Annotated in this window: 22 protein-coding genes; 7 read left to right on the forward strand and 15 right to left on the reverse strand. The window is 68.8% G+C overall.

The window, feature by feature from the left end; all coding sequences use genetic code 11:
• Positions 1-100: 100 nt before the first annotated feature.
• The 4 genes from QUE33_RS11660 to QUE33_RS11675 form a co-directional block, all read right to left on the reverse strand.
• Complete coding sequence (locus tag QUE33_RS11660; protein WP_434019629.1) at positions 101-883, reverse strand: glycine betaine ABC transporter substrate-binding protein; 783 nt, start codon at positions 881-883, stop codon at positions 101-103.
• 199 nt (positions 884-1082) lie between these two features.
• On the reverse strand, positions 1083-2045 hold the full coding sequence (locus tag QUE33_RS11665) for an ABC transporter permease (protein WP_286300223.1): 963 nt from the start codon (positions 2043-2045) through the stop codon (positions 1083-1085).
• A complete protein-coding gene (locus QUE33_RS11670; RefSeq protein WP_286300225.1) occupies positions 2045-3370 on the reverse strand; it encodes a quaternary amine ABC transporter ATP-binding protein in 1326 nt (441 codons plus the stop codon). The genes QUE33_RS11665 and QUE33_RS11670 overlap by 1 nt, the downstream gene beginning before the upstream one ends.
• Positions 3371-3740: 370 nt before the next feature.
• Entirely contained in the window at positions 3741-4859 is a 1119-nt protein-coding gene (locus QUE33_RS11675) for a class I SAM-dependent methyltransferase (RefSeq protein ID WP_286300227.1), read from the reverse strand.
• An 81-nt stretch (positions 4860-4940) separates the two neighbouring features.
• Between QUE33_RS11675 and QUE33_RS11680 the strand changes: the two genes are divergently transcribed.
• The 3 genes from QUE33_RS11680 to QUE33_RS11690 are packed head-to-tail and all read left to right on the forward strand — an operon-like array spanning position 4941 to position 7452.
• A complete protein-coding gene (locus tag QUE33_RS11680; RefSeq protein ID WP_286300229.1) occupies positions 4941-5654 on the forward strand; it encodes a TetR/AcrR family transcriptional regulator in 714 nt (237 codons plus the stop codon).
• Positions 5651-6652 (forward strand): ABC transporter ATP-binding protein, encoded by a 1002-nt coding sequence (locus QUE33_RS11685; protein ID WP_286300231.1) that lies wholly within the window; start codon positions 5651-5653, stop codon positions 6650-6652. Before QUE33_RS11680 ends, QUE33_RS11685 begins: the two co-directional genes overlap by 4 nt.
• Before the next feature lie 2 nt (positions 6653-6654).
• On the forward strand, positions 6655-7452 hold the full coding sequence (locus QUE33_RS11690; RefSeq protein ID WP_286300233.1) for an efflux permease Rv1217c-related protein: 798 nt from the start codon (positions 6655-6657) through the stop codon (positions 7450-7452).
• A gap of 144 nt (positions 7453-7596) precedes the next feature.
• Here the strand turns inward: QUE33_RS11690 and QUE33_RS11695 are convergent, their stop codons facing one another.
• The gene (locus tag QUE33_RS11695) at positions 7597-8295 is read right to left on the reverse strand and encodes an ArsR/SmtB family transcription factor (RefSeq protein ID WP_286300235.1); all 699 of its coding nucleotides are present in this window, start codon (positions 8293-8295) and stop codon (positions 7597-7599) included.
• Positions 8296-8367: 72 nt separating this feature from the next.
• Here QUE33_RS11695 and QUE33_RS11700 point away from each other — a divergent pair, with 72 nt between their 5' ends.
• Positions 8368-8757, forward strand: coding sequence for an MFS transporter (locus QUE33_RS11700; protein ID WP_286300238.1), 390 nt, complete (start codon positions 8368-8370; stop codon positions 8755-8757).
• An 8-nt stretch (positions 8758-8765) separates the two neighbouring features.
• Positions 8766-9677 carry an MFS transporter gene (locus QUE33_RS11705; protein WP_286300240.1) on the forward strand — a complete coding sequence of 304 codons (912 nt, stop codon included), beginning with the start codon at positions 8766-8768 and terminating at the stop codon, positions 9675-9677.
• 148 nt (positions 9678-9825) lie between these two features.
• On the opposite strand, the gene QUE33_RS11710 is transcribed toward QUE33_RS11705, so the two are convergent.
• On the reverse strand, positions 9826-11049 hold the full coding sequence (locus QUE33_RS11710; protein WP_286300242.1) for an NAD(P)/FAD-dependent oxidoreductase: 1224 nt from the start codon (positions 11047-11049) through the stop codon (positions 9826-9828).
• A 147-nt stretch (positions 11050-11196) separates the two neighbouring features.
• Between QUE33_RS11710 and QUE33_RS11715 the strand changes: the two genes are divergently transcribed.
• Positions 11197-11697: an Lrp/AsnC family transcriptional regulator gene (locus QUE33_RS11715; RefSeq protein ID WP_286300243.1), complete on the forward strand. Its 501-nt coding sequence runs from the start codon at positions 11197-11199 to the stop codon at positions 11695-11697.
• Positions 11698-11844: 147 nt separating this feature from the next.
• On the opposite strand, the gene QUE33_RS11720 is transcribed toward QUE33_RS11715, so the two are convergent.
• The 6 genes from QUE33_RS11720 to QUE33_RS11745 form a co-directional block, all read right to left on the reverse strand.
• Complete coding sequence (locus tag QUE33_RS11720) at positions 11845-12621, reverse strand: DeoR/GlpR family DNA-binding transcription regulator (RefSeq protein WP_286300245.1); 777 nt, start codon at positions 12619-12621, stop codon at positions 11845-11847.
• 118 nt (positions 12622-12739) lie between these two features.
• On the reverse strand, positions 12740-13612 hold the full coding sequence (locus QUE33_RS11725; protein ID WP_286300247.1) for a class II fructose-bisphosphate aldolase: 873 nt from the start codon (positions 13610-13612) through the stop codon (positions 12740-12742).
• On the reverse strand, positions 13609-14991 hold the full coding sequence (locus QUE33_RS11730) for a 1-phosphofructokinase family hexose kinase (RefSeq protein WP_286300249.1): 1383 nt from the start codon (positions 14989-14991) through the stop codon (positions 13609-13611). Before QUE33_RS11730 ends, QUE33_RS11725 begins: the two co-directional genes overlap by 4 nt.
• Before the next feature lie 70 nt (positions 14992-15061).
• Complete coding sequence (locus QUE33_RS11735; RefSeq protein ID WP_286300251.1) at positions 15062-16045, reverse strand: ROK family protein; 984 nt, start codon at positions 16043-16045, stop codon at positions 15062-15064.
• A gap of 8 nt (positions 16046-16053) precedes the next feature.
• Positions 16054-16947, reverse strand: coding sequence for an SIS domain-containing protein (locus QUE33_RS11740; RefSeq protein WP_286300252.1), 894 nt, complete (start codon positions 16945-16947; stop codon positions 16054-16056).
• Positions 16948-17145: 198 nt separating this feature from the next.
• On the reverse strand, positions 17146-17442 hold the full coding sequence (locus QUE33_RS11745; protein ID WP_286300253.1) for a chorismate mutase: 297 nt from the start codon (positions 17440-17442) through the stop codon (positions 17146-17148).
• A 145-nt stretch (positions 17443-17587) separates the two neighbouring features.
• Between QUE33_RS11745 and QUE33_RS11750 the strand changes: the two genes are divergently transcribed.
• A complete protein-coding gene (locus QUE33_RS11750; protein WP_286300254.1) occupies positions 17588-18775 on the forward strand; it encodes an AI-2E family transporter in 1188 nt (395 codons plus the stop codon).
• Between the two features lie 130 nt (positions 18776-18905).
• On the opposite strand, the gene QUE33_RS11755 is transcribed toward QUE33_RS11750, so the two are convergent.
• From QUE33_RS11755 to QUE33_RS11765, 3 genes are read right to left on the reverse strand one after another with little or no spacing between them, the layout of a single operon-like run.
• Positions 18906-19292 carry a type II toxin-antitoxin system VapC family toxin gene (locus tag QUE33_RS11755; protein ID WP_286300255.1) on the reverse strand — a complete coding sequence of 129 codons (387 nt, stop codon included), beginning with the start codon at positions 19290-19292 and terminating at the stop codon, positions 18906-18908.
• Positions 19292-19531, reverse strand: coding sequence for a type II toxin-antitoxin system Phd/YefM family antitoxin (locus QUE33_RS11760; RefSeq protein WP_286300257.1), 240 nt, complete (start codon positions 19529-19531; stop codon positions 19292-19294). The genes QUE33_RS11755 and QUE33_RS11760 overlap by 1 nt, the downstream gene beginning before the upstream one ends.
• Before the next feature lie 40 nt (positions 19532-19571).
• Positions 19572-20489 carry an ABC transporter substrate-binding protein gene (locus QUE33_RS11765; protein ID WP_286300260.1) on the reverse strand — a complete coding sequence of 306 codons (918 nt, stop codon included), beginning with the start codon at positions 20487-20489 and terminating at the stop codon, positions 19572-19574.

Raw genomic sequence — 20489 nt, forward strand, 5'->3', positions numbered from 1 at the left:
ACAACCGTCGAGACCCCTCACCGCCGTCGAAACCTCTCCTGAAACACGTGTTTCAGGAGAGGTCTCGACGATCAGGAGGGGTCTCGACGGAGGAAGAGAGTTACTTCTGCAGCCAGTCGATCTGGTCCGCGTACTCCTCGATCCACTTGTCGACGGCCTCCGCCGACTTGTCCTTGTACTCGTCCGAGGTGACCAGGCCCTCGAGCGCACCGTACTGCTCGTCGTCCAGCTTGATCTTCGCGATCCAGTCGGCGGCCTCGGAGTTCTTGTCGCTGAAGCCCTTCGTGGCCAGGAAGTGCAGGCCCTCGGGCTCGCCCATGGCGCCCTTCGGGTCCTCGAGGTCCTTCACCGGGTAGGCGTCGTTCGCCCAGAACGGACGCCACAGCGTGACGACGATGTCCTCGTGCTTCTTCGTCGCCTTCTCGAGCTCGGTGAGCATCGCGGCGGTCGACGAGGTGACGAGCTCGTACTCGCCCTCCAGGTCGTACTCCGGCAGCATGTGCTCCTGGGTCTGCTTGGTCAGACCCGCACCGGGCTCGATGCCGATGATCTTGCCGCCGAACATGTCGGCGTTGCCCTTGAGGTCGGCGATCGAGTCGATCTCGGTGTACTCGGGAACCGCGATCGTCAGCTTGGCGTTGTCGTAGTACTTGCCGAGGTCCTCGATCTTGTCGCCGAACTTGTCCATGTAGGACTTGTGCGTCAGCTCGGGCCATGCCGAGGGGTAGATGTCGACGTCGCCCTTGGACAGGCCAGTGTACAGCGGGCCCGCCTCGGTGAGCGTGTTCATCTCGACGGTGTAACCCATCTTCTCGAGCTGGTCCTGCAGCAGGTACGCGGTGCTCAGACCGTCGGTCCAGCCGGGCAGGAAGCCGAGCGTGATGGTGCCCTTGGCGTCGCCGCCGTCGGCGGGCTCGTCGCCCGGGGTGTTGTTGTCGCCGCTGGCGCAGCCGGCGAGGACAAGGACGCTGCTGCGGTCAGAGCGAGGATGCCTGTGAGGTGCCGCTTCTTCATGTGATTCCTTTCGTCATGCATATCTCGTGCGTGCTGTATGGGTTTCGGTGCGAGGTGAAGCTGTGGGATCAGGCGATCGGGGCGCGGCGCGGTCCGGCGGTGACGACCTCGGTCGCCTCTGCGTTCGCGGCGGCAGCCGCCTCGGCCGCCTCCCGTCGGCGGTTCTCCTGCCGGCGCCGCTCGACGAGGCCTAGCAGCGACGACGGCGAGGGCTCCGCGAGGGCTGCGGTGCAGCGGTCGAGGAAGACGGCGATCAGCACGATGCCGAGTCCGGCCTCGACGCCCATCGGGATGTCCATCGACGAGATGCCCTGCACCACGAGCTTTCCGAGCCCGTCGGCGCCGGCCATACCGGCGATGACGGCCATCGACAGGGCCAGCATGATCAACTGGTTGATGCCGGCCATGATCGTCGGCAGTGCCAGCGGCAGCTGCACACCGCGCAGGATCTGACCCGGGGTGGCTCCGAAAGCGTGTCCTGCTTCGACGGTCTCGCTGTCGACGCCACGGATGCCGAGTTCGGTCAGGCGCACACCGGGAGGCAGCGCGAAGATCACGGTCGCGAACACGCCGGGTACCACGCCGATGCCGAAGAACATGATCGCGGGGATCAGGTAGACGAACGCGGGCATGGTCTGCATGAAGTCGAGCACCGGCTTGAGAGTCGCCCGCACCTTGTCGTTGCGCGCCGACCAGATGCCCAACGGCACGGCGATCAGCACCGCGAGCACGGCGGCGACGATCACGAGCGCCATCGTCTGCATGGCCGGGACCCACAGATCCAGCGCCACGATGAACAGGAACGAGATCGCCGTGCCCAGCGCCAGCTTCCAGGAGCGCAGCAGCCACGCGATCAGGGCGAAGACCAGGATCGTGGCCGGGAACGGTGTCTCGATCAGCGCCGCGGACAGCCCGTCCACGAGCGCGCCGATCACGGTGGAGGCGAACGTGAACAGCCATTCCAGATTGTCGAGCAGCCAGTTCAGCCCCGTCTCGACCCAGTCTCCGAGCGGAATGCGGAATCCATCCATCAGCTGACCTCCCCTGCATCATCGTTGGGCGAACCGACTGCGGCGGACGACGCGGCGTCCACGGCGCCCTGCGCCTCGGCCAGGACCTCATCGATGACCGCCTGCGGCATCGGGTCCAGCGGAAGGGTGAGCTCACCGGTCGCACCCGGCCCGGGGCCGAGTGCGGTGAGCAGGGTGACACGCGGGATCACGCCGACCAGGCGCCCCTCGGCATCCGTCACCGCGAGCGGCAGCGGCGACTCGACGGAGGGGATGAACAGGTTCATCAGCACCTCGTTCTCGTCGACGCTCTGCGGCACCGGTTTGATCACGGATGCCAGCGACGACTCGCCCTTGCGCACGAGCTTGACGGCATCCCGATCCGTGACGATCCCGATCAGATTGCGGTCGCGGCCGACGACATAGGTCGCCGACATGTACATGTCGCGCATCTGACGCAGCGCCGTGCGCGGGCCCGCCGTGTCGGCGACCACCGGACGCGCGTGCTCCATGACGTTCGACGCCGTCAGCACGCGGGCGCGGTCGACGTCCTGCACGAACTGCTCGACGTAGTCGTTGGCGGGGTCGGTGAGGATGTCCTCGGGCGTGCCGATCTGCACGATGCGGCCGTCGCGCATCACCGCGATGCGGTCGCCGAGGAACATCGCCTCGTTGAGGTCGTGCGTGATGAACACGATGGTCTTCTGCAGCTTGGCCTGCAGCTCGACCAGCTGCTCCTGCATCTCACGGCGGATCAGCGGGTCGAGGGCGCTGAACGCCTCGTCCATGAGCAGGATCTCGGTGTCGGCGGCGAGCGCGCGGGCGATGCCGACGCGCTGTTGCATTCCACCGGAGAGCTCACTGGGCAGCTTGTCGCCCCAGCCCTTCAGCCCGACGAGCGAGAGGATCTCCTCGGCCTTGGCCAGGCGCTCGGTCTTGCCGATGCCCTTCAGCTCCAGCGGGTAGGCCACGTTCGCGGCCACCGTGCGGTGTGGCAGCAGCGCGAAGTGTTGGAACACCATCGAGACGCGGTCGCGGCGGATCCCGCGCAGCGCGGCAGGCGGAGCCTTGGCGATGTCGTCGCCGCCGATGATCACCTCGCCGTCGGTGATGTCGTGCAGCCCGTTGAGCATGCGGATGATGGTGGACTTCCCCGATCCGGACAGCCCCATGATCACGAAGATCTCACCGCGGTTGACGGTGAAGCTCGCGTCGATGACGGCAGCGGTACCGGCGTCGAGCACATCGGTTCGGGATTCACCGGCCTTCAGCCGCTTGACAGCCTGCTGCGGACTGCGACCGAAGACCTTGTAGAGATGGTGCGCTTCAAGAGCGATATCGGACACGTTTCCCCCGGCTCGCTCACCCGTTTCCAGGGTCTTGGTGAGCTTGCTTCGGTAACGCCCGGGTGACGTTCGCAAGGCCGTTTCGACAGTCGCTGCACTGACGGCGCTGACGGGAATTTCGGATTCCCGCAAAGAACATCGACCGTACGCCCACGCCTCTTCGTGTACAGCTCGGGTCGAAAGAAGGACGCGGCCGCGGACTGGTCTTGTGGCCCCTCGACCACCTGTCCACGCTAACGAATGGCTGATCCGGTGGCAAATCCGATTTGCACTTTCCTGTTCTCACCGGGGATTAACGCCCGCTTTCATATCGCGCAAATTGCTCGTCATACGGCCGAAACAGAGCAATCTTCGCTACATGAACGGAGGATCAGCCGCGCCGGACGCTGCGCGTGACCGTGAATTTCGGGGTGCGGAGCACCTGTTCCGTGGCGCCGACGTCGCGGCTGAGCGCACGTCGGTGGTCGAGGTGCGAGTTGAACACCGTCCACACCTCTCCGCCCGGCCGCAGCAGCCGCGCGGCCGCCCGGATCAGGCGCCGGCCGGCGCCCTCGTGCACGCTCGCTCCCAGGTGGAACGGCGGGTTCAGCAGGATGAGGTCGGCGTCGGCATCCGGCAGCTCGGAACCGGCATCGTCGAGTGTGACCTGCACGCGACCGTCGAGCCCGTTCGCCGCCATCGTCGCGCGCGCAGAGCGGACGGCCGACGCCGAACGGTCGGTAGCCGTGATCACGGCATCCGGATGCTGCGCTGCGAACGCCGCCGCGAGCACGCCGGTGCCGCATCCCAGGTCGATGACGCGCGGGGCGACGGCGGGCAGGGCGAGGTCGGCCATGGCGTCCAGCAGCGTGCGCGTGCCGATGTCGATGCGTGCGCCGGCGAATGCCCCGCCGTGGGCGCAGATCGTGAGCCCGTCGTGAGCGCGGCGGATCGGGAAGGGCGGGTCGGCGGGCGCAGGCAGAGGATCGGATGCCAGGATCAGCCGCGACTTGCGCTCCGCGCGCTGGGGCTGCACGGTGCGAAAGCCGCGTGCGAGCACCTCGTTCTGCGCGAGGGCCATGTGCTTCACGCGTCCGCCGGCGAGGAGCACGACCTCCCGTGCGGCCCAGCGGGCCACGGCATCCGTGATCTCCTCCAGCTCGGCGAGCGCCTTCGGCAGCTGCAGCAGCACGAGCTGCGCACCGGCGAGCAGACCCTCGTCGAGCTCGCAGCCCGTCCACCCGGTCTGCCCCAGCAGGGCGGCATTGTTCGCGAGCGCACGCCGGCCGGTCACCAGGTCCTGATGCACGCGGATGCCGAGCAGTCCGGCATCCGTCAGCGCCAGCGTGATCGCGCCGTACTCGTCGCCGATCACCGCGATCGCGTCACCCGGAACGCCCGCCGCGAGCGCTTCCCGCACGAGCAGCTCGTCGGTGGCATCCCAGGCCTGCAGGTTCGGCGCCTCGACATCGGGGAACCGCCGCAGCCGGTGCAGCTCGAACTCGGGCATCCCCTCACTGTATTTCACCCCGTCACCGCGAGGCTCCCCGCGCTCTTGACAAGGACTGAACAAGCATTTAGTGTACTGAACATGCGTTCAGCATCCGAAGATCTCACCGGCCGTGCCCGCATCCGCGATGCCGCGATCCGCGCCTTTGCACGCGACGGCTTCGACGCCGTGAGCATGCGCACGATCGCCCAGGAGGCCGGTGTCAGTGCGGCGCTGATCGTGCACCACTTCGGCGACAAGCACGCCCTGCGCACCGCGTGCGACGACTACGTGGTGGCGGTGTTCGTCGACGACGAGCACGAGCTGATCCAGGCCCCGACGGCCAGCCGCATCCAGGCCGCCCTGCAGGACCTCGACCGCTACGGCCCCTACATCGACTACCTGGCGCGCATGCTCGGCGACCGTTCGCCGGCCGCCGATCGCCTGTTCGACGAGATCATCGCCCGTACCAGGCAGATGCTCGACCAGCAGCGCGAAGCGGGGCTGCTGGTGGAGATGAGCGACCCCGAGATGACCACGCTGCTGATCGCGCTGATGGGACTCGGTCCCGTCCTGATGCGCGGTCAGATCTCGCGGGTGCTCGGCCAGGACCAGCTCAGCTCCGCGGGCCTGCTGCGCTCGACGCTGCCGACCATGGAGCTGCTCACGCACGGGATCTACGCGACCGACGCGTTCCTGACGGGGACGCGTGCGGCGATGGGAGCGGATGCCGGAGCCACTGCGGGTGCCGAGGCCGCTGCGGGGGCCGAGACCACTGCGGGTGCCGAGACCGACGAGTCCGAGGAGGAACGATGACCGACACGATCGAGATCCGTGCGCTGCACAAGCGGTACGGGCGCAGCATCGCACTGCAGGAGCTCGACCTGCAGGTGCGCCCGGGCACTGTGTTCGGCCTGATCGGGCCCAACGGCGCGGGCAAGACGACCACACTGCGGACGCTGGTCGACGTCATCCGTCCGACATCCGGCACGGTCCGGGTGCTCGGAGAGGAACCCCGCCGGGGCGGTGCCGCACTGCGCCGACGAATCGGCTACGTGCCGGGCGAACTCCACCTCGAAGGACGCGTCAACGGCCACCGTCTGCTCGCGTTCTACGCCGAGGTGTCTGGGGAGGCCGGCGGAACGGCATCCGTCCTGGGCACGGCACGCGACCTCGCCGACCGGCTCGGCGTGGACCTGAACCGGCCCGTGCGCACGCTGTCGAAGGGCAACAAGCAGAAGGTCGGGCTGATCCAGGCGTTCATGCACCGGCCCGAGCTGCTCATCCTCGACGAGCCGACCAGTGGCCTGGACCCACTCATGCAGCGCGAATTCCTCACGATGGTGCGCGAGGCGCGGGATGCGGGCCAGACCGTGCTGCTCAGCTCGCACGTGCTCAGCGAGATCCAGCAGGCGGCCGATGAGGTGGCGGTGCTCGCCGCCGGACGGATCGTCGCCGGCGGCGACGTCGCCTCGCTGCGACTGGGATCGGTGCGTCGCGTGCACGCGCGCATCGCGGGAGCGGATGCTGCGGATGCTGGTGCTGCGGACGTGCGCGCGGTGTTCGCGCGGATCCCGGGCATCGAAGAGCTGGAGGCCGACTCCGCTCCCGATGGCTCGATCCGGCTGTCGGCGACGGTCGAAGGCGATATCGATCCCTTCGTGAAGGCGCTCGCCCGGCAGGAGGTGCGCGAGCTCACCGTCGAGGAGCCCGACCTCGAGGAGTCCGTGCTGCGCCTGTACGGCGACTCATCGGCCTCCGATTCGACACCTTCAGACCGGTCGACGCAACGGTCGCGACGGACGGGAGAGTGATCATGGCCCGCATCCTGCCGGTGTTCCGGCGCAGCATCCGTGAAACCTGGCGCAGCCTTCTCGGCTGGACGATCGGCATCGCCCTGGTGCTCTTCCTGTACCTTCCGCTGTACCCGAGCTTCGGCACGAGCGACGGGATGCAGCAGCTGATCGACTCACTGCCGAAGGAGCTGGTCGACACGCTCGGCTACAGCCAGATCGCCAGCGGCGCCGGCTACACCGAGGCGACGTTCTACGGGCTGATGGGCTTTCTGCTGCTGACGATCGCGGCGGTGCTCTGGGGCTCATCTCTGGCCGCCGCCGAAGAGAGCGGACGGGCCGAGCTCGACCTCGCGCACGGCATCGGACGCAGTCAGTACGCCCTGGAGACCGCGCTGTCGGTGCTCGTGCGACTGGTTTGGCTGGGCGTGTTCGCCGGGCTCACGGTGTGGGCGCTGAACGACCCGGCCGAGCTCGAACTCGAGCCGCTACGCATCGCCGGCGCGAGCGCGGCCCTCGTCGGGCTCGCCTTCCTCACCGCCGGGGCCGCGCTGCTGGCGGGCGCCGCGACGGGTCGGCGGATCTGGGCGACCGGAGTCGGTGCGGGCCTCGCCGTGCTCGGCTACATCCTGCAGGCGCTCGCGACGCAGTCGGAAGACCTGGCCTGGCTGGACGCGCTGTCGCCGTATGCCTGGGTGTTCCGTCAGTCCCCGCTCGCCGAGGGCGTCGACGCCGGCGGTCTCGTGCTCACCTGGGGGATCGGGCTGGCTCTCGCCGCCGCATCCGCCGTCGTGCTCCGCACCCGCGATCTGCGCGGCTGAGCCCGGTGCGCCGGGCCGCCTTCTTCGCTTCAGGTGGCCCGAATTGCGGCATCCGTCCAGTGGATGCCGCAAAGTGCGCCACCCGAGGCACCCCGTGCGCCACCCGAGGCAACCCGCGCGCCACATCACGCGAACGCTCGAACGTCAGATCGTGTCGTCGGCGGCGATGATGTCGATGTTCCAGACCCGGATGTCGGGGTCGTCATGATCGGGATGCGCGCGGTTGTGCGCCTCGGCAGCCTCGCGCGAGACCTCGCTGATCCGCTCCATCATCGCGACGAACTCAGCCTCGGTGAGACGCACGGTGTGCTGAGAGAACTCGGCGTGCACCTCGGACGTGCGACCCGCCATGTAGTCGGGGGTCCAGGCGAGCATCCGACGCACGACGTCGTAGTGCTCGTCGATCAGCACCTTGAGCACCGCGTCGCCGAGCGCCGGATCATCGATGGGATTCTCGGGTCCACCGACCTTCACCGAGGCCGCATTGCCTTTCCACACCCGATCGCGCCGGTCACGCGCGTGCTCGGGCGCCTCGACGAGCAGGCCCGCGTCAGCCAGCGCCCGCAGATGAAAGCTGATCTTGTTCGCCGGCACGCCCAGTGCCTCGGCGGCATCCGCAGCACGCAGATATTCGCGCTTGCTGAGCAGCCGCAGGATCTGGCGGCGCAGCGGATGTGTGAAAGCCTTCAGCATCGCCGTCGTGGCCGCCGTGGTCTGCTCGCCTGTTGCCGGTGGCTCTGACTGCTCCGGCTTCGCTGCGGCCTGCTCTGCTGCTGCCTCAGCTGCCTGCGGAACCGTCGACTCCTGGGGTGGCTGCCCACCCGCATCCGTCGTCTTCGCCATTCCCGAAGTCTAGCCGGTTTAATTGCGCAACTCCTATTGCGCAATCTATCTTGCGTGATTATCGTGAACGGCATGGCAACCACCTCGCCACGACTCTGGCGTCAGACCCCGTACCTTCTCTGGCTCGCATCCGACACTGGCAAGGGCCTCGCGGCGACCCTGTTCAGCTTCGCCGTGCCGCTGCTCGCGCTGGTCATCACCGGCGACCCCGCCAAGGCGGGCATCATCGCGGCCGTCGGCACAGTCGCGCGCCTGCTCGCCACACTCGCCGGCGGTGTACTCGCCGATCGGCACCGCCGCATTGTCATGATGACGCTCGGCGCGGCGCTCAGCGCTCTGGCCGCGGGCGCATTCACGGCGCTGGCGCTGGCCGGCGGCATCGACTTCCTGACCCTGCTGCTGTTCGAAATCGTGCTGGCCGGAGTCGGCGGACTGTTCAGCCCCGCGGGGAAGCCGCGCTGAAGGACATCGTGCCCGAGCAGATGATCGGCCGTGCACAGGCGGCGAATCAGGGCCGGGATGCGGCGCTGCAGCTGGCCGGCGGGCCGATCGGCGGGATGCTGCTGGCGGCCGGCGGCTGGCTGATCGGCGCGGCGATGATGATCGGCAGTGCGGTCTCCGCCGTCACGGCGTGGATTCTCGGGCGGCGCGTCGGCTGGCGGCGACCGGATGCCTCTCAGGAACGCGCGGATGCCGCATCCGCTCTCCCGGCCAACGCACTGCGCGAGCTGCGCGAGGGTGTGAGCTGGCTGTTCCGCCGACCCGACCTGAGCACTGGAACCGTCGTCGCGACGGTGATCAACCTGGGGCTGAACGCCGGGACGACCACCATGATCTACGCGGTGCTGCAGTCCGGCTACTCCGAGGCGGTCATCGGCTGGATGATGGCCGGTTCCGGTGCGGCGATGCTCATCGGAGCGCTGCTGGCTCCCACGCTGGTGCCGCGCATCGGGGCGGGGATGCTGATGATCCTGGGGCTGCTGTGCTGCACGGCGGCCGTCGCCACCGGTGTGTTCGTGGAGAGCCCGTGGGGCGTCGCGCTGCTGATCTCCGGAGCGGTGTTCCTGCTCCCCGCACTGAATGCCGCGTTCAGCGGCTACACCATGGTCGCGACGCCGACGGCCCTGATCGGACGCGTCAACAGCGTCGGCGGGGTGCTGAGCATGGGGGCGATGCCGCTCTCACCGCTGATCGCCGGTTTCGGGCTGGCCTGGGCGGGACGCACCCCGACCCTGATCTTCAGCTTCGCACTCTGCGCGATCGCACTGATCATGAGCGTCGCGAGCCGTCCACTGCGCTCGATCCCCGCCGAGGCCGGCTGGGCCGAGCACGCCAAGCAGTTCGACTCGGTGCCCGCGAGTACCCCCGCACCCACGCGCTGAGAGTGCAGCCCCTGCTGAGTTCTGCGTCCGCGCGGCGTCTTCCCGGCTCGCCGCCCCTGCCCAGCTGCCTCGCCCCTGTCCAATTACGTAGACGAGCAGGGGCGAGGCAGCCCAGCAGGGGCGAGATGGGCGTCTCGAAGACGGAAACTCAGCGCAGCGGGTCGAAAGGTTCGATCGCGGGGTGGATGCGGCCGGTCGTGATCTGCTCGGCGAGGAGCTTGCCCGTCGCGGGACCCAGCACGATGCCCCACATACCGTGGCCACCGGCCACGTACACGTTCGGCGCCTGCGTCGCCCCGACCAGGGGCAGGCCGTCGGGGGTGACCGGGCGCGAGCCCATCCACTCGTCCTGGCGGTCGTCGAGGTCGATGCCCTGGAACATCTCGCGCACCTGCGCGATGATCGCCTGCACCCGCCGCGGCTGGAAGGGCTCATCCGGCGAACGGAACTCCATCGTCCCCGCGATGCGGAAGCGCCCCTGATACGGCGTGCAGGCGATGCGCTGGAACGGCAGGTACACCGGATGCTCCTGCGGCTGCTCGGTCGCCACGGTGAAGGAGTATCCGCGACCGGCCTGCACGCGGGTCCGCACACCGAGCTTGCGGGCGAGCTTCGGCATCCACGCCCCTGTCGCGATCACGACCGAGTCGGCTTCCATCCGCTCCCCGTTCGACAGGGTCACCACCGGACGGCGGGTGGACGACACGTCGGTGACCTCGACGCCGGTGAGCAGCTCCGCACCGCGCTCGACGACGGCGTGCCCGAGCGCCTCGACGAACGGCGCGGGCTCGAAGAAGCGCTGTCCGTCCAGACGGTAGACGTGGGTGACGGCATCCGAGAGCACCGGCGCCAGCTCACGCGGGTTCTGCAGCCGTTCGAACGGCACGTCCTGTCCGTGCCGGATGACACCCTCGACCTCGCGCAGGAAGCCCTTCGAGTCGGCTGCCCTCTTGAAGCCGATCACGAACGGACCCTCACGGGTCCACGACTTCACGCCGCCGTCGAGCAGTTCGTCGAAGCACTCCAGCGCGAGCTTGTCGATCGGGGTGAGGGATGCCATGGTGCGGTCCCACGCGCGATTCGTGCCGTGCGCTGCGAATCGGGCGAGGAACGACCAGAGCCCGGCATCCACCCGGAAGGGGATGTGCAGCGCGGCGTCCGGGTCGAGCAGCGCCTTGGGTCCGTAGGTCCACAGGCCGGTGTCGGCCAGCGGGATGGTCTTGCCGGGCGTCAGCCAGCCGGCGTTGCCCCATGACGACCCGGCAGCGATTCCAACCCGGTCGATGACCGTCACCTCGACCCCGCGCTCCTGCAGGTGCCATGCCGTGGCGAGACCGACCATCCCGGCCCCGACGACGATCGTGCGCGTCATTGCGTCCTCCTGAGACATCGGGGCTTGGAGACGCCCCGCTCACCTCGATTATGCAGATCTCGTGCGAAGAGAGGGACAGTGTCGAAAGATCCTGCGTATCCTTATCGGGTTGAGTACAGATTCTTCGACCACGGTGAGGAAGTGGGCATGTCGGCATCCGATTCTTCGCCGCCTCGTCGTGCGCCGGTGACGGAGGCCGGACTCGACGCCGTCGACCGCACGATCATCTCCGAGCTCAGTCGCAACGGGCGCCTGTCGAACACCGAGCTCGCGGTGCGCGCGGGCATCGCCGAATCGACCTGCCTGAAGCGCGTGCGCGCGCTGCAGGCGAACGGCGTGATCGTCGGGTTCCATGCCGAGATCTCGCCTGCGGCAGTCGGCCTGCACCTCGAAGCGCTCATCACCATCCGGCTGCATGCGCACGCGCGCGGCGATCTGCGGAGGTTCCAGGCCTACGTGGAGAATCTGCCGGCCACGCAGCGGGTGTACTTCCTCGCCGGCGACCGCGATTTCCTGGTGCATGTCGCCGTTCCGGACGCCGCGGCGCTGCGCGAGCTCGTCTCGGACACGCTCAGTCTGCGTCCCGAGGTCGCGTCGACGTCGACGAGCCTGATCTTCGCCCACGCCGCCGGATCCCGCGGACTCTGAGCTGCGCTGTCTCCCCCTGCTTGGCCCTCTCCCCCTGCTTGGCCCTCTCCCCCTGCTTGGCCCTCTCCACCGCCGTCAGGTGGCGCAAATGGCTGCCTCAGCGGCCAGGAAGCCACAAACTGCGCCACCCGAACACCACGGAACGGGTCAGTCGGCGATGCGCACCTCGTAGCCGGCATCCGTGAGGGCGTCGCGCGCGGATGCCGTGACCGCGGCATCCGTGAGCACCACCGGGAACAGCTCCGCACCACCGACCTGCGCGAACGCCGCCTGCCCGATCTTCGACGCGTCGGCGACGATCACCGCCCGGGCGGCACGCTCGGCCATCATGCGGTTCACCGCCGACTCGGACTCGTCATGCGTGGTCGCGCCGTCGGCCGCCGACAGCCCGTTGACGCCGATGAAGGCGATGTCCAGACGGATGCCGGCGAGCAGCTGCTCCACGAACGGGCCGACCAGCTCGAAACTGCGCGCGTGGATCACTCCCCCGGTGACGACCACCTTGAACTCCGGTCGCATCGCGAGCTGAGCGGCGATGTTCACCGCGTTCGTCACCACGGTCAGCCCGTCAGCGGCAAGATCATCGCGGGCCGCCAGCGCTGCGGCGATCGCCGTCGTGGTGGTGCCGCCCGACAGCCCGACCACATCGCCCGGTGAGACGAGCCCTGCCGCAGCGACGGCGATGCGCTCCTTCGCCCCGGTGCCGAGATGGCTCTTGTACCGGATCGGCAGATCGTAGGCGACGGACTGCGCGACCGCACCACCGTGCGTGCGCGTGAGCAGCCGCCGCTCGGCGAGGCTGTCGAGGTCGCGGCGGGTGGTGGCGGCGGATGCCCCGAAGCGTTCCGCGAGCTGGTCGATGGACACCTCGCCCTGCTCCGCGAGCAGTTCGAGGATCGCGTTGAGACGGGCGGCGCGGTTCACAGCATCTCCTTGTCCTTGTTGCCTCGCTCCCGTCGCACCTTCTGCCGCTCAGCGCACCGGGAAAGCGACCGAAAGTGCGACGGGAAGGAAGTGCGGCGGGCGGGGTGGCGGGGCATCGTCAGGCTCGGGTGGATACGAGGGCGAAGAGGCGCAGCATCCGTGCCGCCTCGGTGGCGACCGCCTCGCGGCCGGGCGCGACGTACTTTCGCGAGTCGACGAGCTTCTCGTCGTCGGCGAGCGTCTCGCGGATCGCGCGGGTGAAGAAGCCGTTCAGGTGCGTGGAGACGTTGATCTTGGTCATCCCCGCACGCACGGCCTGGACGATCGTGTCGTCGGCGACGCCCGAGGATCCGTGCAGCACGAGCGGCACATTGCCGCCATTGCGACCCACTCCGCGCAGGGCGTCGCGCAGGCGGCCGATCAGCGCGATGTCGAGGGATGCCGAACGGTCGAGCATCGCGTGCGACGAGCCCACCGCGACGGCGAGCGCGTCCACCCCGGTCGCCTTCACGAAGGCGCGTGCCTCGTCGGGATCGGTGCGGACGCCGGGAGCGTGGGCACCGTCTTTGCCGCCCACCTCGCCGAGCTCCGCCTCGACGAACACCCCGGCGACACGGGCGCGCGCCGCGACGTCGGCGGTGAGAGAGACGTTCTCGTCGTAGTCGAGCTTGCCGCCGTCGAACATCACCGACCCGAATCCCAGCTCGATGGCCTCGTCTACGAGCTCGGGACGCTCGGCGTGGTCGAGGTGCACGGCGACGGCCGTCGACGCCCGGCGGGCGATCGCGAGGGTGGCCCAGCCGATCGGCTCGAGGCCGCCGTGGTAGTCGGCGCAGTTCTGCGAGATCTGCACGATCACCGGCAGCTGCGCGCGCTCGGATGCCGCGACCAGCGCCTCGGCAGTCTCGAGGTGTATGACGTTGAACGCGCCGAGCCCCGTGCCGGCGGCAGCGGATGCGCGCACGAGGTCGCGGGCGGAGACGAGAGTCATCGGGATTCCTTCGGGTCGGATGCCTCGGGTGAGGCGGATGCTTCGGGTGAGGCAGAGGCTTCCGGTGAGGCGGAGGCTTCCGGTGAGGCGGATGCTTCTGGCCGGGCGAATGCCCCACCGGATGACGAGACTTCCTCTCCAGCACGAGACTGCACAGCAGACACTGTGTCTCGTGCTGGAAGGGAAGTCTCGGCGGGGGCGGAAGCGGGGGCGGCGACGGGGGCGGCGACGGGGGCGACGGTGAGGGCGTGCTCGAGGTCGGGCCAGGAGGGGTGGATCTCGCCGGCAAGCGGCATCAGCACGGCGGCTGCCGACCAGGCCGTCGCGCGGCGAAGGATCTGCTCGGGGTCGCGGATGCCGGCATCCATCAGCACGGCGCACGCAGCGACCGCGGAGTCGCCCGCCCCGGTCGGGTTCCCTGCGAGCGGGGTGTCGAGCCGGGTGCGCAGGATGCTGAGATCGAGCCGATCTTCGGCATCCGTTCCCTCGCCGTCGTTCCCGGGTGCCGCCCCGCCGGCCGACACGCCAGATGTCGGACGGTTTGCGCGAATCGGTCCGACATCTGGCGTGTCGGCCCCCGATTCGTAACCGGGGGAGACGGCGGATGCCGTGGACACGGCCAGCATCCCCTCGGCGCCGAGTGAGAGCAGCACCAGCTCGGCGCCACGGCGCAGCAGCTCACGGGCGCCGTCGATCGGGTCGTCGAGGCCGGTGGCGTCCCGCAGCTCGTGCTCATTGGGCTTGAGAACGGATGCTCCGGCATCCGCCGCCGCCAGGAGTGCCGGCCCCGAGGTGTCGGCGATCACGGTCGCGCCGGCCTCGCGCCCCAGCCGGATGAGCGACGGCAGCAGCTGGTCCGGGGTTCCGGGCGGGAAGCTCCCCGAGATCACGAGCACGTCGCCGATCGCGGCATCCGCTCCCCGATCCCCCGTCGAGAGATCACTATCCGCAGGAGAAGCCTGTGCAGACCTCGCGTCTCGTGCGCGAAGGGCAGCGGCCACGGCATCCGTCAGGGCCGACCATTCGGCATCCGTCGGCGCGACGCCGTACTCGTTGACGATGGTGGTGTCGCCGAGCGACTCGTCGACCAGCGCGATGCTGCGACGCGTAGAAGCCGCCACCGGCACGAGCACGTGCGGCACGCCCGACGCCTCCAGCTCCGAGGCGAACTCCGCACCGGTCGCACCACCCGAGGTCGTGACCGCGAGCACAGACGCGCCCTGCGCGTGGGCGACGCGGGCGACGTTGAGACCTTTCCCTCCGGCGCGCGCCCGTCCGGCATCCGCTCGATGCGTTCCACCCATCGCCAGCGAGGCGACGTGCCAGGTGAGGTCGAGGGCAGGGTTCGCGGTGACGGTGACGATCATGCGATCACCCACCGTGCATCCGTACCGGCGAACCGTGCATCCGTACCGGCGAACCGTGCTTCCGCACCACCCCGGGCCCTGATCATGACGCCGCCTCCCGCGCGCGCAGCGCCGATCCGAGGATGCCGGCGTTGCCGGACAGCTCTGCCGGGACCAGCACGGGGATGCGGTGGAAGCTGAGCCGGTCCGCCAGCCGGGCGCGCAGCTGGTCGAACAGCGCACCGCCCGCCCGCGACAGACCTCCGCCGATCACCACGGCCTGCGGCGCCATCACGGCGGTGAGCTGCGCGATCGACATGGTCAGCGCGTCGAGCGCCTCGTCCCAGATGCGCGCCGCCGTCTCATCGCCGCCCGCCGCCCGGGCGATGACTTCGCGGGCACCGTCCACTGCAGTCCCGGTCGCCTCGACGTAGCGTCGCGAGATGGCCCCGGCCGAGGCGCGGGCCTCCAGGCATCCGCGCGCCCCGCACGGGCACGGCCACTCCCCGATCGGCGAGTGCCCGATCTCGCCCGCGTAGCCGCCCGCGGTGTACGGTTGCCCGCCCACCAGCAGCGCTCCGGCGATCCCGGTGCCGATGATGAGCACGACCGCGTCGGCGTAATCGCGCGCGCCGCCGAGCACCCGCTCGGCCCAGCTGGCCGCCCGCACATCGTGATCGAAGGCGACGGGCAGGCCGAAACGCTGCCTCATCAGCTCACGCATCGGGGCGTTCCGCCAGCCCAGGTTGCTGCTGAACACGCCGATGCCGTTCTCGGAGTCGACGATGCCGGGCACGACCAGTCCGACGGCCTCGGGCGCGACATCCGGATGCTGATCCTGCAGCTGCGCAGCCAACTTGGCCAGGCGGTCGATCAGCGCACCCTCCGGATCCGCGTCCGCGACCGGTGTCGGCGTGCGGCGCAGGCCTCGCGCCACGCCCTCACCGTCGAAGAGCGCCGACTTGATGTCGGTGCCGCCCACGTCGAAGGCGAGCACGGGCACGCCGTGACCGATGCTGTCGGCGCGCATGAGCCGCTCACCGGAGGGGTCCGTGACGACGTCGGGGATGCTGTCGTGCCCGGTCATGTCGGTCTTCAGTCCGCAAGGATGACGGAGCGGGTGAGGTTGCGCGGCTGGTCGGGGTCGAGCCCGCGACCGACGGCGCGGTCGAGGGCGACGCGGTGCAGGCGCACCAGGTCGGCCATCGGGTCGATCGGATGCTGCACGAAGCGCGCCCCGGTGGCCTCGACCTGCGCCTGAAGACCCTCGGGGGCCGTGCCGAACTGCCAGGTGATGCGACCGGGTGCGGCGATGGCGATGGGCCCGTGACGGTACTCCATCGCGCTGTACGACTCGGTCCACGACTGCGAGGACTCGCGCATCTTCAACGCCGCCTCGTGGGCGAGCCCGATCGTCCAGCCGAGTCCGAGGAAGGAGTACTGCTCGGCATCGCCGAGAGCCGGGTCGGAGGGCGAGGCGAGCACAGCCTGCGCGTCGGCGACCGCGCCGTCGAGGGATTCGCCGAGCGACGCACGGAACAGGGCCAGTGCGGTGGTGGCGAAGCGGGTCTGCACGACCGACTGCTCATCGGCGAACGGCAGGGCGATGACCGTATCGGCGAGGTCGACCAGGGGCGAGCTGTCGTCGCCGAGCACGGCGATCACCGGGGTCGTGCCCTTGACGCGCTCAGTCAGCTCGAGCACCTCGGTGGTGGTGCCGGAGCGGGTGAGCGCGACGATCGCGTCATAGCCGCGGCCGGCGGGAACCTCGGATGCCGTGAACGCATCGGTCTCGCCGTGACCTGCGGCCTCGCGCAGCGCGGCGTAGGACTGCGCCATGAACCAGGAGGTGCCGCAGCCGACGACGGCGATGCGCGCACCGGATGCCGGCAGCAGCGCCTGCTCGGCTCGCATCCCGGCCGCGCGTGCCCAGGTCTCGGGCTGTGAGGTGAGCTCCGCGCGCATGTGCGCGCCGGCGGTGATGGTCATGTCCGACTCCCGTTGGTGCAAGATTATGATCGTTTAATAGACGTAACGATCAGATTATCGCATCCGGTGACGGTGGTTGTCGAGCCGTGGGCGCACGAAACACAGGAGAACTCTCGAAACACAGGAACGGATGCTGATCAGCATCCTGCATTCCGTGCGATCTCCTGCGAATCCGGATGCCGTCGGATGAGGACGACCTCAGCGCCCCTCTGCGGCCTCGGTGTGGTGCCGGATGACCTCGGCGACGACGAAGTTGAACCACTTCTCGGCGAACTCGGGATCCAGATGCGCCTCTCCGGCCAGCGCGCGCAGTCGAGCGACCTGCTGCTCCTCGCGCTTCGGGTCGGATGCCGGCATCTCGTGCTCCGCCTTCAGATGGCCGACCTGCTGGGTGGCGCGGAACCGCTCGGCCAGCATGAAGATCAGTGCGGCGTCGATGTTGTCGATGCTGGCGCGCAGGCGCAGCAGCTCGGCGCGGGCGTCTTCGTCGGACATGGTCCTCCTCCGGGTGCGGCCTGGGTACGACAGTTCGACGATAGTCGGCATCCGTCCTTCGAATCGCGCACATTGCCGCATCCGGCCTCTGGATACGGCAATTCACGCGACTCGAATCGGGCCGGTCGCGCATAGAGTGTTCCGCATGAGCGCCGAAGATTCCGTGCGGCCTGACTCCGCCGCCGAGGTCACCGAGAACCCCGCCGCCGAGCCGGACGCCGCTGAGCCCACCGCGGCGACCGCCCCGAGCCCGGTCATCGAGCCGCCCACACCGAGCCGCTCGTTCTGGACCCGCATCGACAAGCCGTTCGTGTTCGGCTTTCTCGTCACGATCGGCGGTCTGGTCGCGATCCTGCTGGCGATCACGCTGTCGAGCCTGTCGACCGTGCTCATCTACATCGCGTTCGCGCTGTTCGCCGCGCTCGGCCTCGATCCCGCCGTGCGCTTTCTGGAGCGTCGCGGCCTCTCCCGCGGGCTGAGCGTGCTCTCGGTGATCCTGGGCCTGATCGTCGTGCTGGCGCTGGTGCTGCTGATGATCATCCCTGTGGTGGTGGAGCAGATCACCCTGTTCGTGAAGTCGGTGCCCGACCTGATCACCGACTTCATGCACAGCGACGTCTACGGCTTCCTGGAGAAGCAGTTCGGCGACCAGTTCGAGCAGCTGGTCGAGGATGCCCAGAACTTCCTCACCGACGGCAAGACCTGGCAGGCCATCGGCGGCGGCGCCCTGCAGGTGGGCAGCTCGATCGCCACCGGCATCTCGGGCTTCATCGTGGTGCTGGTGCTGACGCTGTACTTCGTCGCGGGTCTGCCCACGATCAAGACGGCGATGCTGCGCTTCGCCCCGGCCCGCGACCGCAAGCGCGCTCGCGAGATCACCGACCAGATCACGGATTCGGTCGGCGGCTACGTGCAGGGCATGGTGATCCTCGCGTTCGCCAACGCGATCGTCACCCTCATCATCTACCTCTCCCTGCAGCTGCCCTTCCCGCCGCTGATGGCGACGGTGGCCTTCCTGATCACGCTGATCCCGCTGGTCGGATCGGTGCTGTTCTGGGCTATCGGCTCGGTGATCGCCCTGTTCGCCGATCCGCTGCACGCGCTGCTGTTCGCCGTGATCTACCTGGTGTACATGCAGGTCGAGGCGTACTTCCTCACCCCACGCGTGATGAACAAGGCCGTCTCGGTGCCCGGTGCGCTGGTCGTGATCGGCGCACTCGCCGGCGGCACTCTGCTCGGCCTGCTGGGTGCACTGGTGGCCGTGCCGGTGACGGCATCCATCCTGATCATCATCAATCAGGTGTGGCTGCCGCGGCAGGACGCCCGGGTCTGAGCGGCCGGGTCTGAGCGGCGGCCGGATGCTGGGGCCTGACCCGCGTCAAGACGCTGGGGCCTGACCCGCGTCAAGACGCCGGGGCCTGATCCCACTGCAGCGAGCCCCTCTGCAGCGAGCCCAGGGCGGCTCAGCGCGCTGCGTCGTGAACCCACTGCCGGTCGAGGCCGAGCAGCACACGATCCGCGGTGAGCAGTTCGATCCCCTCCGCGCGGGCCTGAGCGATCAGCATCCGGTCGAAAGGATTGTGCCTGACCAGCGTCGGGTCATCCCGGAGAGCGTTCGCGTGACGTGCTGTGAAGGGCAGCTCGACCAGGCCGGAGCGGGCGAAGATCTCCGGAAATCGCTCCCCGCCCGGCAACTCGATCTTGCCCAGCATGTGCTTGATGACGAGTTCCGAGATCGAGACCGACGAGTAGAGCACGCGCGGTGCATGCATGATCCGATCCCGCGCTCGCTCGCCGAGCCGGGCATCGTCCATCGTCAGCCAGAGCAGGGCGTGGGTGTCGAGCAGCACTACGCGTCGGCTCCGTAGAACATCTCGCGGATCTCCTCGTCCGCGTCGTCGAATGCCTTTGCGTCGTACTCGTAGGCGCCTTTCAGCAGCCCGAAGACCGGCGATGCACTGCGGTGCACGACGAGATCGACGACGGGCGTGCCCGCACGAGCGATCGTGACCTGCTCCCCGGCGAGCACGCGCTCGACGAGCGCAGAGAGCTGCGATTTCGCCTCGTGCATGTTGACCTGGGTGCCCATGGGCTTAGTTTAGCCCGACTAACCCCATGGGCACCGGGGCTCAGTCGAGCCCGTTGTCCTTCAGCCACTTCGCGGCGATGTCCTTCGCCGAGGCCTGATCCACGGTCGACTGCACGTTCATGTCCACCAGGTCCTCGGCGCTGAGCGCGGCGCTGACCGGGTTGATGACCTTCGCGATCTCGTCAGCCAGGTCGCTGGAGGCGATCGGCACCACGTTCGAGGCGAGGATCATGTTCTCCGGATCCTCCAGCGCCACGATGTCCTCGGTCTGGAAAGCCGGGCTGGCGGTGTAGATGTCAGCCACCTGCACCTGACCGGCCAGCAGCGACTCGAGTGTGCTCTCGCCGGTGGCGGAGAAGCCCAGATCCACGCCGTAGACATCCTTCGCGCCGGCCGGGCCGTACGGACGCTGCTCCAGCTCGGGCGAGCCGCCGAGCGTCGGCTTCGTGGTCAGCTTCGACAGGTCCCCGATCGTGGTGAGGCCGTTCTCGTCGGCGAAGGACTTCAGCACCGTGTAGGTGTCCTGGTCGCTGGCATCCGCATAGTCGAGCGCGGTCAGGCCGTCGGGCAGCGCCTTCTGCAGCGCGACGTACACATCGTCGGGACTGGTGGCGGTGGCGTCCTCATCGAGGTACTCCAGCAGGTTTCCGGTGTACTCCGGGAACAGGCCGATCTTGCCGGACTCCACATCGGGCATGTATGCGTCGCGCTGGCCGATGTTGAACTTCCGGTCGACGTCGAATCCCGCATTCTCCAGTGCCTGCGCGTAGATCTCGGCGACGATCTCGTTCGAGTAGTACGCCTGCGAGCCGACGACGATGGTGTCACTGCTGCCGCCGCCGTCATCGCTGCTGGGCTCGTCGAGGGGATTGCTGCTGCCGCATCCGGCGAGCGCCAGCGACGCGGCGAACGCGACGCCGACGGCGAGCGCGAGACGGGACTTTCGTGGGGTGGTCAT

Origin of the sequence: Microbacterium suwonense (assembly GCF_030296555.1) — a bacterium.
GTDB lineage: Bacteria > Actinomycetota > Actinomycetes > Actinomycetales > Microbacteriaceae > Microbacterium > Microbacterium suwonense.

Coding starts and splice junctions, on each gene's coding strand:
- QUE33_RS11665 (WP_286300223.1), bottom strand. CDS start 2,045: ATGGATGGATTCCGCATTCCGCTCGGAGACTGGGTCGAGACGGGGCTG.
- QUE33_RS11675 (WP_286300227.1), bottom strand. CDS start 4,859: ATGCCCGAGTTCGAGCTGCACCGGCTGCGGCGGTTCCCCGATGTCGAG.
- QUE33_RS11680 (WP_286300229.1), top strand. CDS start 4,941: ATGCGTTCAGCATCCGAAGATCTCACCGGCCGTGCCCGCATCCGCGAT.
- QUE33_RS11685 (WP_286300231.1), top strand. CDS start 5,651: ATGACCGACACGATCGAGATCCGTGCGCTGCACAAGCGGTACGGGCGC.
- QUE33_RS11690 (WP_286300233.1), top strand. CDS start 6,655: ATGGCCCGCATCCTGCCGGTGTTCCGGCGCAGCATCCGTGAAACCTGG.
- QUE33_RS11695 (WP_286300235.1), bottom strand. CDS start 8,295: ATGGCGAAGACGACGGATGCGGGTGGGCAGCCACCCCAGGAGTCGACG.
- QUE33_RS11700 (WP_286300238.1), top strand. CDS start 8,368: ATGGCAACCACCTCGCCACGACTCTGGCGTCAGACCCCGTACCTTCTC.
- QUE33_RS11710 (WP_286300242.1), bottom strand. CDS start 11,049: ATGACGCGCACGATCGTCGTCGGGGCCGGGATGGTCGGTCTCGCCACG.
- QUE33_RS11715 (WP_286300243.1), top strand. CDS start 11,197: ATGTCGGCATCCGATTCTTCGCCGCCTCGTCGTGCGCCGGTGACGGAG.
- QUE33_RS11725 (WP_286300247.1), bottom strand. CDS start 13,612: ATGACTCTCGTCTCCGCCCGCGACCTCGTGCGCGCATCCGCTGCCGCC.
- QUE33_RS11735 (WP_286300251.1), bottom strand. CDS start 16,045: ATGACCGGGCACGACAGCATCCCCGACGTCGTCACGGACCCCTCCGGT.
- QUE33_RS11740 (WP_286300252.1), bottom strand. CDS start 16,947: ATGACCATCACCGCCGGCGCGCACATGCGCGCGGAGCTCACCTCACAG.
- QUE33_RS11745 (WP_286300253.1), bottom strand. CDS start 17,442: ATGTCCGACGAAGACGCCCGCGCCGAGCTGCTGCGCCTGCGCGCCAGC.
- QUE33_RS11750 (WP_286300254.1), top strand. CDS start 17,588: ATGAGCGCCGAAGATTCCGTGCGGCCTGACTCCGCCGCCGAGGTCACC.
- QUE33_RS11760 (WP_286300257.1), bottom strand. CDS start 19,531: ATGGGCACCCAGGTCAACATGCACGAGGCGAAATCGCAGCTCTCTGCG.
- QUE33_RS11765 (WP_286300260.1), bottom strand. CDS start 20,489: ATGACCACCCCACGAAAGTCCCGTCTCGCGCTCGCCGTCGGCGTCGCG.